Annotated in this window: 8 protein-coding genes; 4 read left to right on the forward strand and 4 right to left on the reverse strand. The window is 47.4% G+C overall.

The annotated features are described in order from the left end of the window. Positions 1–8 precede the first annotated feature (8 nt). On the reverse strand, positions 9–1,376 hold the full coding sequence (locus tag HB364_RS01110) for a TolC family protein (protein WP_167286056.1): 1,368 nt from the start codon (positions 1,374–1,376) through the stop codon (positions 9–11). 62 nt (positions 1,377–1,438) lie between these two features. Further along, positions 1,439–2,068 carry a TetR/AcrR family transcriptional regulator gene (locus HB364_RS01115; RefSeq protein WP_167286057.1) on the reverse strand — a complete coding sequence of 210 codons (630 nt, stop codon included), beginning with the start codon at positions 2,066–2,068 and terminating at the stop codon, positions 1,439–1,441. A gap of 120 nt (positions 2,069–2,188) precedes the next feature. Between HB364_RS01115 and HB364_RS01120 the strand changes: the two genes are divergently transcribed. After that, on the forward strand, positions 2,189–4,093 hold the full coding sequence (locus HB364_RS01120) for a DNA polymerase III subunit gamma/tau (RefSeq protein WP_167286058.1): 1,905 nt from the start codon (positions 2,189–2,191) through the stop codon (positions 4,091–4,093). Between the two features lie 110 nt (positions 4,094–4,203). Further along, a complete protein-coding gene (locus HB364_RS01125; RefSeq protein WP_167286059.1) occupies positions 4,204–5,886 on the forward strand; it encodes a pyruvate dehydrogenase complex dihydrolipoamide acetyltransferase in 1,683 nt (560 codons plus the stop codon). 78 nt (positions 5,887–5,964) lie between these two features. Here the strand turns inward: HB364_RS01125 and HB364_RS01130 are convergent, their stop codons facing one another. Continuing rightward, the gene (locus HB364_RS01130; RefSeq protein ID WP_167286060.1) at positions 5,965–7,815 is read right to left on the reverse strand and encodes an outer membrane protein assembly factor BamB family protein; all 1,851 of its coding nucleotides are present in this window, start codon (positions 7,813–7,815) and stop codon (positions 5,965–5,967) included. Positions 7,816–7,997: 182 nt separating this feature from the next. Between HB364_RS01130 and yihA the strand changes: the two genes are divergently transcribed. Next, positions 7,998–8,651 (forward strand): ribosome biogenesis GTP-binding protein YihA/YsxC, encoded by a 654-nt coding sequence (yihA, locus tag HB364_RS01135; protein ID WP_167286061.1) that lies wholly within the window; start codon positions 7,998–8,000, stop codon positions 8,649–8,651. Positions 8,652–8,749: 98 nt separating this feature from the next. Here yihA and HB364_RS01140 read toward each other — a convergent pair whose 3' ends face one another. Then, entirely contained in the window at positions 8,750–9,223 is a 474-nt protein-coding gene (locus tag HB364_RS01140; RefSeq protein WP_167286062.1) for a ribonuclease H-like YkuK family protein, read from the reverse strand. A 654-nt stretch (positions 9,224–9,877) separates the two neighbouring features. On the opposite strand from HB364_RS01140, the gene HB364_RS01145 reads away from it, so the two are divergent. Beyond that, the gene (locus tag HB364_RS01145; protein ID WP_167286063.1) at positions 9,878–12,262 is read left to right on the forward strand and encodes an ABC transporter permease; all 2,385 of its coding nucleotides are present in this window, start codon (positions 9,878–9,880) and stop codon (positions 12,260–12,262) included. Positions 12,263–12,408: the final 146 nt, after the last annotated feature.

Here is a 12,408-nt window from a genome sequence, read left to right on the forward strand (position 1 = left end):
TAGTGTTTTTAAAAAGTATAGGAAGCAGTGGCACGCTCTACTTCAGCGGCCCTGGTTAATACAGCCAGTTGGGCAAGGGAATACCTGATCTGCGCATTGGTGAGCTGGGTACGGATGTCAACCAGTTCCAGTTGCAGCGCCTGCCCTTCCCTGAAACGCCTTTCTGTAAGGCGATAAGTTTCCTGGGCACTCTGCACTTCATCGCGCAGGGCAGCTACACTTTGCAGGGAAGAATAATAGTTGTTATAAGCGGTGCGCACCTGCAGGCTCAGTTGCTGTTCTGTTCTTTTGTATTGATTGGTCAGCGCCTCCAGGTCGACCTGTGACTGTTGTATTTTGTATTTGTTATCGTTGGCGCGGAAAAGCTCCCAGCGCAGTTGCAGGCCACCCAACTGGTAGAACTGATCACCGTTGAATTTGAACTGAAAACCCTGAAAGCCGATATTATAAAAAGCATTGAGGGTAGGTACCAGGTGCGATTTATTGAGCTTAAGGTTGGTGGTCAGCACTTTTTGTGTGCTCTTCAACTGTGCCAGTTCTTCCCTTACCGCAGGTACTTCCTGGGCCAGTGGGGGCACCGGCGCCAACTGTTCTGTCACCATACTATCGGCCAGGATGTTTGTTTCCAATGGCTCATTGAGGAGGAAGTTAAAATAAGCGGCAGCATTCTTCCGGTTATTGGTAGCTTCAATCAGGGATGCCTGTACCTGGCTCACCTGGGCCTTTGCCCGCAATATGGCTTCTTTGGTAGCTGTGCCATTGTTGACCATCTTTTCGCTTACCCGCAGATTTTCCTGTACCAGCCCCAGCGCATTGTTATAGATAGTGACCGACTTATCGGCCTGCAGGTATTGGTAATAAGCCTGTTTGATGTCTTTCACCAGTTCGCGTTTATACACCCCGATAGTGGCTTGTTGCGTATTGATCTGCTCTTCTTTGATCTGCCGGTTATAGCGGATGTTCACGTTTACCACCGGCACCGACACTTCCAGTTTGGTATCATGGAAATCATTGGGCAGGAAGGCAATGGTTTGGTTCGGCACCTGCGGGAACTTATTGGAGGCAGTCAATTCATTTAAGGTAGAGTACACATTATTGAGCAGGTCGCCCACCGGCAGATCCTGCGTACGGCCACCATGGGCCAGGGTATACTGGGAAGTAACATTGGCCTGCGGATAGAATAAGGTCCGGGCCCGTTTGAGGTCCAGTTGCGCTTTTTGCAGATCGAAGTACTGCTGACGCAGGGCAAGATTGCTATCGAGCCCTCTTTTCAAATAGCCCGCTAAAATGTCCTGGGCTTTGGCAGCATGGGCAAAAAGCATCCCTGCCGCCAATGCATACCGCATGCCTGCGGCCCGGATAAGTGTTCCTATCATGGCTTATGATTTATGTTGTAAATATTATTTACACTGTTAAGTATCAGGGCAAAAAAAATGACCTACCGTTTACCGGTCAAATCAATAGTTTCCAGTAACCAGTTCAGGGCCTGGTGCATCATAGGTACTACTGTTTCAGGGGGCACTAATTTGTTAAACCTGTCGCGGATAGATAGTGATACAAGGCCATGTACCAAACTCCAGATAGCCATGGATACCGCATTTAGATCCCCTTTGATAATCAGTCCCTTATCCATTGCTTCCTGCAGGGTATCTTTGAGCCTTCCAAGCACCACATCACCACTTTTCCATTCACACGCTATAGATTGCTCCACCACCAGCATGGGGGACCGCTGAATAAACATAACATCGTAGAATTCAGGGTGGCTAAGTCCAAACTTTATATAGTTCTCTCCCATCTTGTACAGGCGCAGCAAAGGATTCTTAATATCCCATAACCCTTCATTGTATTCCGCCATTTTCTGGAAGCCCAATTCATGCAGGTTGAAAAGAATATCATCCTTGTCCTTAAAATAGAGGTAAACCGTTGTAGGACTGTATTCTATAAGGTCGGCTATTTTACGGATAGAGACATTCTCAAAGCCCTGCTCCACGAACAGCTTCATAGAGGCGTCCAGGATCATTTTCCGGATCTCCTGTTTCTGCTTTTCCTTTCTTTCCGAAATACCCATAGTAGTAAATTAACAGCACAAATATACTTAACACTGTTAAGTATCCAAATATTTCTGTCCTTATTTTTTCAAGATGAGGGCCCCTGTTATTTACTTACATTTGCCGCAAGAGGGATATACATGGATAAGTTTATTGTTTCCGCCAGAAAATACAGACCACAGGCTTTTGATACCGTTGTAGGACAGGGACATATTACCACTACCCTGAAAAATGCCATTAAAAATCAACAGTTGGCGCATGCCTTCCTGTTTTGTGGCCCGCGGGGTGTGGGCAAAACCACCTGCGCCCGTATATTGGCCAAAACCATTAACTGTACCAATGTGGGCGCCGATGGCGAGGCCTGTAATCAGTGCCACTCCTGTACCTCCTTTAATGAGGGTACTTCCATGAATATCCATGAGCTGGATGCCGCCAGTAACAACTCGGTGGATGATATCCGCACCCTGGTAGAACAGGTGCGTTTTGCTCCACAGGCCGGCCGGTACAAGGTGTATATCATTGATGAGGTGCACATGCTCAGCTCTTCGGCCTTCAACGCTTTCCTGAAAACGCTGGAAGAGCCGCCCCCCTACGCCATTTTCATCCTGGCTACCACCGAGAAGCACAAGATCCTTCCTACGATCCTGAGCCGTTGCCAGATCTTCGATTTCAAGCGCATTACCGCCAACGATACCGTAGAGCACTTACAGGATATCTGCAAAAAAGAAGAGATCAATGCAGAAAAATCTGCCCTGCACCTCATTGCCCAGAAGAGTGAAGGCTGTATGCGTGATGCCCTGAGCATCATGGATAAGATCGTGAGTTTTACCAACGGCGTGGTCAGCTACCAGAACACACTGGAGCACCTGAATATATTGGATGCCGACTATTATTTCAAGCTGATGCAATGTATGCAGCAGCAGGACCTGGGCGGCGCTATGCTGTTGTATGATGATATAGACCGCAAAGGTTTTGAAGGCGACCTGGTGCTGAATGGCTTTGCTGAATTTATCCGCAACCTGCTGGTATGTAAAGATGAAAAGGTGGCCAACCTGCTGCAGGTAGTAGAGAGTTTTAAAGACCGCTATATAGCAACCTCCAAACAGGTATCGGTAGCTTACCTCATCAGTGCCCTGAATATATTGAACGAGACAGAGATCAATTATAAAGCGGCCCGTAATAAACGGCTGCATGTAGAGCTGGCGCTGATCAAACTCGCCTATCTGCAACAGGCGGTAGAGCTGGCCAGCGATGGCCTTGTTAAAAAAAAACTGATTGATGAAGCAAAACCGGTTGCTTTCAAGAGCCTGGGCGTAGTGAAACAGCAGCCGGAGTCTAAAAGCCAGAAGCCAGAAGCTTCCAAACAGGCTGCAGGACATGAGGCGAAGCTGATTATTGAGACGAAAGAAGGGGTAAGTGGTGAGAAGCGAGTGGCAAGTGGGCAAGCGGCAGTTGGCAATCAGCAAGCCATATCTAAGGCATCAGCCACCAGTAACCAGCAAACAGCAACTGCTACCGGTCAGCCAGTGATCAATCAGCCAGCCGCACCTAAAGAACCCGAAACACAAAACACAAAACCCGGAACCACGTCTTCCAAACTGGGTTCACTGAATGCGCTCCGGCAGCAATTTGTGGGCAAAGCCATAGAAAGCGCCGGCGATCCTATTCCCCTCAGCCAGGACAGGCTACACGAATGCTGGCGGCAGTTTGCCCTGCAATTGAAAGAGGCCAAGAATCCCGCCAACCAATCCTTCCTGATGGCCACGCTGGTGATACAGGACCACCAGACTTTTGAGGTGGTCACGAATAATAACCTGGAACAAAAGTTCATTGAAGGCGAACGCCGCGTATTATCAGAATACCTGCAACAGGTGTTTAACAACCGGCAGTTGCTGTTCACGATCGTAGTTAATGAGAACGCTATTGCGCCGGAAGAACCCACAGAACGCCCGGCTACCCTGCGCGAAAAATACCAACATATTGTAGAGCAGTATCCCCTGGTCAAGGAACTGCGCGACCGCCTGAAGCTGGAAGTGGATAATTAGAAGTCAGGATTTCCGGACTTATCCGACTTTCCAACTTTCGGACTTTTGCCGTAATTTCGGCGCTCAATTAGCAACCTGACGTATTAAATCTCAAATTATTAATAAAGACTATGGCTGAAGTGATCTTAATGCCCCGCCTGAGTGACACGATGACCGAAGGCGTGATTGCGGCCTGGCATAAAAAGGTAGGGGATTCGGTAAAGAAAGGCGACCTCCTGGCAGAAGTAGAGACAGATAAGGCTACCATGGAACTGGAAAGCTATAAAGATGGCACCCTTTTACATATTGGTACAGATAAAGGCGGAAAACTGCAGGTAAATGACCTGCTGGCCATTATTGGCGCTCCCGGCGAAGATATCAGCTCCCTGCTTTCCGGTGGTGGCGCTGCTGCTCCCAAAGCCGAAGCAAAGAAAGAAGAACCTAAAAAAGAAGCTGCTCCAGCAACCAGCAACCTGCAACCTGCAACCAGCAACCAACCAGCAACCAGTACCCAGCAACCAGCGCTCGACCTGGCCAATATGCAGGAAGTGATCCTGATGCCCCGTCTGAGCGATACCATGACAGAAGGCGTAATTGCCGCCTGGCATAAGAAAGTGGGCGATGATGTGAAAAAAGGCGACCTGCTGGCCGATGTAGAGACCGACAAGGCCACCATGGAGCTGGAAAGCTACAAACAAGGTAAATTATTATATATCGGCGCCCAGAAAGGCGATAAGGTACCGGTAAATGCCCTGCTGTGTATCATTGGCGAAGAAGGCAAGGTAGATGTAGACAAGATCGTAGCTGCCGCCAAAGGTGGCGGAACGGTAAGCACACCAAGCAGCCAGCCTGCTAAGGAAGGTGCACCAGCCGCTGCTGCTCAGCCCGCTGCCAAAGCGGAAGCAGCACAGCCAGCCGCTACTACCGAGAATGGCCGCGTAAAAGCTTCTCCCCTCGCCCGCAAACTGGCCAGCGAAAAGGGTATTGATATCTCCAAGGTACCTGGCAGTGGTGATGGTGGCCGTATTGTGAAGAAGGACGTGGACGACTTTAAACCTTCTGCTGCTCCTGCAGCCACTGCTGCCGGCAAACAAGGCGCTGCTGCACCAGCCCAGCCTGCTGTAGCTGGTCAGGTAAGCTTCGACGATGTGCCGGTATCACAAATGCGCAAAACGATTTCCCGTCGCTTATCTGAGGTGAAGTTCTCAGCCCCTGAGTTCTACCTCACCATGGAAATTAACATGGATAAGGCAGTAGCCAGCCGCGCCAAACTGAATGAAATAGCTACCAATAAGATCTCCTTCAACGACATGGTGCTGAAAGCCTGCGCCGTTGCCCTGAAGAAACACCCGGCTATCAACAGTAGCTGGATGGGCGACACGATCCGCGTAAACCACCACATTGATATTGGTGTGGCCGTAGCAGTAGAAGAAGGATTGCTGGTGCCGGTAGTACGGTTTGCCGACCTGAAATCACTGTCGCAGATCGCCGGAGAAGTAAAAGACTTTGCACAAAGAGCCAAGGCTAAGAAATTACAACCTTCCGAATGGGAAGGCAACACCTTCACCATTTCCAACCTGGGTATGTTTGGCATTGAAGAGTTCACTGCCATCATCAATCCGCCTGCATCCTGTATCCTGGCCATTGGCGCTATTAACCAGGTACCGGTAGTAAAGAATGGTCAGATCGTGATCGGCAACATCATGAAGGTTACACTCACCTGTGATCACCGTGTAGTAGACGGCGCCACTGGTGCAGCCTTCCTGCAAACCCTGCAAGGTTTACTGGAAGAACCGCTCACCATGCTGGTATAGTGGTTGATCATCCCTGTTTTTAGTTTATCGTCCGATAAAAAATCCCGCTGATAATATCAGCGGGATTTTTGTTTTTAGCTATTTCACTTCCAGCAACACTACCTTACCATCCATCGTAGAAGCGATAATGTGTTTGCTGTCCAATACCCGTACCGTATTGACCATCGAGTTATCAATTTTATGTGCCCATATTACTTTCCGCTGGGCCGGATCAATAGCATATACTACGCCACTGCGTGTACCAAAGAATATCTGCCCTTCTTTTTCAATGAGCATGGAAGGCACATGCTCATAGCCAAACCCTGCATGCATTACCCAGGCCGGACGTTGCGATTCGCGGCTGGCGGCATAAGCTACCAGGGTGTCCTGCATGGTTTTGCCATACACCCATTTGCCATCATTGGAAATGCCAATGGACTCCCGCACACGGGTTTCTGTATTGCGCCAGAGCGTAGCGCCTGTTTGCGCATCAATAGCTGTTATCGTACGATTGGGCGTTACCACATATACTACGCCATCCACGGCCACCGGTATACAGGATGCCGGAGAAAAGTTGATGACAGCAGAGCCGGGATTCCATTTCCACAGCAGCTTGCCACTTTGCCGGTCTACAGCATGCAAATAGGTATCCCAGGCGCCGAAGATCACTTTATCTTCATATAATAACGGCGTACTTACCACCGGCCCGTTCAGGCTATCGTATTTCCAGCGCAGTTGGCCATCATTCAATCCCAATGCAAGGAAGGAATGATCACTGCCACCAATAAATACCGTATCGCCGGATATAGCCGGACAACCCAATACAGCCGCTCCCGTAGTATAGGCCCAAAGTTGTTTGCCGTTCTTTACATCGAGACAATAGACCTTCCCATCGCCCGATCCCAATACTACTTTATCCTCTTTTACTGCCGGAGAGGAAAAGATAGAGCCTTTTGTAGGGAATGACCATTGACGTTTTCCATTCTTTAAATCGAGGGCCACTACTTCCCCATTCTGGTTACCGAAGATGACGTGCTCTTTGTATACAGCAGGCGTGGAAATAACATTGGCATCAGAGGCGATGGTCCATTTGGGCTTTACCCGGGCATATTGCTGATTGATGGCATAATCGGGCCGTTCAAACTTTTTGGAAGGCACGGCATACTGGTGTGCCTGCACGGCTACCTTTGTCCACGGCTGCAGCGTTTCCACGCCAGGGCGGCGCTCTGTATAGACAATAGAATCAGGGCGCACATCCACCAGGTTGTAACCACCTACTGCTGCTTTGGCGCGCAGGTTGGAGCGACCCATCACAGCAGGGATATCTTCAAAATTCATAGGCCTGTTGTTATGGCCATGGCCACAAATGGCCAGTATGGTGTTGTATTGCTTTAATCGGTTGGTGGCCTCATACCAGTTGTCCAGGCCATTGTCGAGCGGATAGTGGTTGCAGAATATAATAGGTTGCTGCTTATCCGTTTTTTTCAATACCTCATCCAGCCATACTACGGCATTGCGTGGAATATGCCCATCGCTCATGCGCACATAAGGACCGGAAGCGCAACCAATGAAACGAACGCCGTTATAATCAAACAGGAATTTATCGTACCCAAAGATGGTAGTAAAGCTGACGCCGCCACTTTCACTCCAGCCACTATCATGATTACCCGGAATGATATAGTATTTTACCTGCAGGCTATCAAAGAGTTGTTTGGCCAGTTGAAGCTGACTATCTGTTCCCAGCTCTGTAATATCACCGGTGATGATGACGAACGCTACATCATTCATGGCATTGATATCCCGTACAGTACGGCGCAGGTCTTCTTCTGCACTGCCGTTGGGAGAGCCGATGTGCGTGTCACTGATATGAACAAAACGAAAGGGTTTGATCTGTGCCGGCAGGAGTGCTGCCACACCCAGTAAACATAGAAGCAGGAATGTCTTTTTCATGCAGGCAATATAGCTTTTTTTGTATCCCATGAATAGTACTGCACCGTGCAGATACGCCCTGTATAACCATTAAATTTCTTTAATTGCCGGTTTGTGCCTGCACTCCATTTCTTTTGCGTACATACGTTATAAAACCATGCACAATCGGGTTGCTACGGTATTCCGTATCTTGCAGCCCTATCATGATTATCAAATCTGCCAAATACCTCATCAGTAGTCCGGATTATGCACAATGTCCCAAACCCGACAGGCCGGAATATGCTTTTATTGGCCGTAGCAATGTGGGCAAATCATCGCTGATTAATATGCTGACCGATAACCAGAAGCTGGCCAAGACTTCCGGCTCACCCGGCAAGACACAGCTTATTAATCATTTTGAGGTAGAGAGCCTGCCCGATAAGTATATACCCGGCAAAACAATCGCTACTCCCTGGTACCTGGTCGATTTGCCCGGTTATGGTTTTGCCAAGGTATCGCAGAGCCAGCGTAAACAATGGGAAACGATGATTGAGAACTACCTGCGCAAGCGGGAAAACCTCACCAATATTTTCGTGCTGATTGACAGCCGGCATGCCCCTCAAAAGGTAGACCTTGATTTTGTGAACCAGCTTGGTGAATGGGAATTGCCATTTTGTATTGTATTCACCAAGGCCGATAAGGAATCGCAGAAAGAAGTAAGCAAGAATGTAAAAGCTTTCCTCGATGCCATGCGCAAGACCTGGCAATTTCTGCCTCCCAGCTTTGTAACCAGTGCGGTAAAGAAAATGGGAAGAGATAAAATACTGCAGTTTATTGAGCAGTGTAATAAGACAGTGAAAGAAGAAAGCGCTGAGTGAGATTGAATAATGCTCCTGTAAGGGGGAGACAAAGCCCTGAGTCGTGAATACATCACAACTGTACAATAAAAAACCCTCGTTCGTAAAGGCGAGGGTTTTTAGTTTACCACTTTATTGGCGCAGCTACTGCTGGCAAAGGCTTCCGGTTTGGCCTTGAAGGCAAAGCCCATCCCCAGTATATACCCCATGGCCTCTTTCAAGGCATCATTGCTCTTGAAATGCGGGTTGGTATTAATGTCTGCATGCACTTCCATATCTACGTCATACTGCGTAAAAAGATGGCAGAGATCGTAGGCTATTTCAATGCTCTTGCCTACCTCTACCAGCATGCGTTCCTTAATGGAATACTGCTGTTTTGTTTTCTCATTGTGAATGAACATGAAACCTCCATGTCCTTCACGCAGGAATACAATAACAGTAGCAAACTCTGTCTCGGAACCTTTTACCTGGGAGTCGGTGCCTATGCACACCTTGAGGTGGTAACCTTTGTCGCTTTCACGTTTGATGGCTGCTTCCACAGCATCATAGACGGGTAATTCAAGCGGATCGCCGTTAAACTTTCTCCAGATCATATTGAAATGGGTTTTTCGAATTTACCGAAAAATCAGCTCTTAACCAAAAGAGCGGTTTGTTAATGTATTATTACTTTCCGGCTACATAAGAAAGGATGGGTCATCCTGCCACTACAGGATAACCCACCTTAAAGGGTAGGGATTATTGTGTCATTACCTAAAAATGAACGGTTACCACTCACGCATGTACACAGACTTATGCGTGACAGGGCAGCCGCCTGCGGGGTCAGTTATAGATTGTTGGGTCAGTAAACAGAATAGAAAAACAGCATGATGAGCACCTTGGAGTGTAAAGGTTTTTCATACAGTTTACAATTTAAACGATCAGGAATTGGATAAGTGGGTACGATCAAAAAAAGGAAAAGAGTAGCAGGGTCAGATTATAAACGGCTCTTGCGAAACAGTTATTTTACAGGCAGGTCAAATTTATTTTAGCCGTTGGTCAAATTTATTGTATGGACCCCTGCCGGGCTTCTCCGCCCGCCAATGAACGCCTGGTGTATTAAAAGCGAACAGTCTGGAGAATCAACCCATATACAACATACTGATTCATAGACATTTACTGGTATGGCACTATACTGGTTAGGATAATAACCAGTATACCATTCTTTTAGGGGTCTTTTTAAACCTTTAAAACCTTGTAAAAACATACGTATGTTCACCAATTACTTTAAAACTGCCTGGCGAAACATTGTTAAGAACAAACTCTCTTCTTTTATCAATATCGGTGGGCTGGCTGTTGGCATAGGTGTAAGTATGCTCATCGGCCTTTGGATATGGGACGAATTATCCTTCGACCAAAACCATACAAATTATGACCGCATTGCACAGGTAGAGCAACACGTAACCAATAATGGTGAAGTGCAGACCGTACCAGTAGTGCCCTACCCGCTGGCCGAAGAGTTGCGCAAAAATTATGGTGGCGACTTTACCAGGGTTGTACTGGGTGGCGGCGGTGGAGATCATCTCCTGGCGGTAGGTGATAAAAAGCTGAAACAGCCGGGTAATTATTTTGAGCCGGCCATTACTGAAATGCTTACGCTGAAAATGGTCAAGGGCACAAGAGACGCATTAAAGGACCCTACCTCCATTATATTATCTCAATCTGCAGCACAGGCATTCTTTGGAGATAAAGACCCGATGGACCAGGTGATCAAAATTGATAATAAGATGGATGCAAAAGTAGCCGGTGTGTATGAGGACCTGCCTGATAACTCTTCCTTTGCTGCCCTGCATTTTATGGGGGCCTGGGACCTTTATTTCAATAATACTCCCTGGATAAAAACGATACAGGATCCCTGGCGGCCCAATGCCTTCCAGATCTATGTTCAGTTGGCAGAAAATGCCGATCTGGACAAAGTATCCTTAAAGATCAAAGACGAAAAACTAAAGAATGTCAATGCGCAACTGGCGAAGAAAAAGCCTGCACTTTTCCTGCATCCGATGAGTAAATGGCATTTGTATTCTTACTTTAAGGATGGCATGAATATCGGCGGCAGGATTAAGTATGTATGGCTGTTTGGGATTATTGGCATATTTGTATTGCTGCTGGCTTGTATCAATTTTATGAACCTGAGCACCGCCCGTTCGGAAAAGCGCGCCAAAGAAGTCGGTATCCGTAAAGCCATTGGTTCTTTGCGCATTCAATTGATTGGACAGTTCTTCAGCGAATCCATCCTGGTGGTAGCTTTTTCATTCCTGCTCTCCCTCATTTTTGTGTTAGCATTGCTTCCCTTCTTCAATGAGGTGGCCGGCAAAAAAATAGTTATGCCCTGGAGCAATCCACTATTCTGGATACTGGGACTTGTATTCTGCCTGATCACCGGTCTTATAGCCGGCAGTTATCCTGCTTTTTATTTCTCCTCCTTTAAGCCTGTTAAAATATTGAAGGGTACTTTCAAGGCAGGTAAATGGGCGGCAGTACCACGCAAAGCATTGGTGATTGTGCAGTTCACTACTTCAGTGACCATGATCATTGGCACCATCATTGTATTCCGGCAGATACAGTTTGCCAAAAACCGTCCCATCGGGTACGAAGGCAATGGCCTCGTTTCCCTGCACATGGTTACCACTGCCATCCATGATCATTTTAATGTAGTAGAAGCTGAACTGAAAAAAACAGGAACGATCCTGTCCATGACAGAGACCGACAATCCGGTAACAGAAACATGGCAAACCAGCAGTGGGTTCGACTGGAAGGGGAAAGACCCTAATTTATCGGTTGATTTCCCTGTTATTAATACTTCTTATAATTATGGCAAAACTATTGGCTGGGAATTGGCGGCAGGCCGTGACTTTTCAAAAGACTTTGCTTCCGATTCCGTTGGATTGATATTGAACGAAGCAGCCGTAAAGTTCATGGGCCTTCAAAACCCGGTGGGCGAAACGATCATGCGGTTTGGGGAACCCTTTAAAGTAGTGGGGGTAGTGAAGGATATTATCATGCAATCACCTTATGAACAGATACGGCCATCCGTCTTCCGCCTGGGCGACTATGCACAAAGCTTTGTACTCATCAGGATCAATCCGGCCGTAAGCGCGAAAGACGCTTTAGGCAGCATTGAAACCGTGTTCAAAAAAATGAACCCTGAGCAGCCTTTTGAATATCAATTTGTAGATGAAGAATATGCCAGGAAGTTTGGAGATGAAGAGCGTGTGGGAAAATTAGCCGGCTTCTTTGCTATACTGGCTATTTTTATCAGTTGCCTCGGGCTTTTTGGAATGGCTTCCTTTATGGCTGAGCAGCGTACCAAAGAGATTGGCATACGCAAAGTGCTGGGAGCATCTGTATTGAACGTGTGGCGCCTGTTGTCAAAAGACTTTGTAGTGCTGGTAATCGTTTCTTTATTCATTGCCATACCCCTTGCTTATTATTTCATGCATAACTGGCTGCAGGGCTACCAGTACCGGACTGCTATGTCCTGGTGGATATTTGCGGCATCAGGAACAGGCGCCTTGCTGATCACCTTATTAACCATTAGCTTCCAGGCCATCAAAGCAGCGCTGGCCAATCCGACAAAGAGTTTAAAGACGGAGTAAAGTCTATCTATATACCGCAAGACCTGACAGGTTTCCTTATTCGTTGCAAACGAAACCTGTCAGGGTCTTTCTCTTTCGAATAAGGAAACCTGTCGGGTCTGTTTCAGGATTAGTTCCCCTGTTAATTCTTCGATTTTACTTGTGTA

Source organism: Paraflavitalea devenefica, from assembly GCF_011759375.1.
GTDB classification, from domain to species: domain Bacteria; phylum Bacteroidota; class Bacteroidia; order Chitinophagales; family Chitinophagaceae; genus Paraflavitalea; species Paraflavitalea devenefica.

What these genes read in the sequence shown, in the direction of transcription:
- HB364_RS01110 (WP_167286056.1), bottom strand. Translation starts at nt 1,376, where the DNA reads ATGATAGGAACACTTATCCGGGCCGCAGGCATGCGGTATGCATTGGCG.
- HB364_RS01140 (WP_167286062.1), bottom strand. Translation starts at nt 9,223, where the DNA reads ATGATCTGGAGAAAGTTTAACGGCGATCCGCTTGAATTACCCGTCTAT.
- HB364_RS01115 (WP_167286057.1), bottom strand. Translation starts at nt 2,068, where the DNA reads ATGGGTATTTCGGAAAGAAAGGAAAAGCAGAAACAGGAGATCCGGAAA.
- HB364_RS01125 (WP_167286059.1), top strand. Translation starts at nt 4,204, where the DNA reads ATGGCTGAAGTGATCTTAATGCCCCGCCTGAGTGACACGATGACCGAA.
- HB364_RS01145 (WP_167286063.1), top strand. Translation starts at nt 9,878, where the DNA reads ATGTTCACCAATTACTTTAAAACTGCCTGGCGAAACATTGTTAAGAAC.
- HB364_RS01130 (WP_167286060.1), bottom strand. Translation starts at nt 7,815, where the DNA reads ATGAAAAAGACATTCCTGCTTCTATGTTTACTGGGTGTGGCAGCACTC.
- HB364_RS01120 (WP_167286058.1), top strand. Translation starts at nt 2,189, where the DNA reads ATGGATAAGTTTATTGTTTCCGCCAGAAAATACAGACCACAGGCTTTT.
- yihA (WP_167286061.1), top strand. Translation starts at nt 7,998, where the DNA reads ATGATTATCAAATCTGCCAAATACCTCATCAGTAGTCCGGATTATGCA.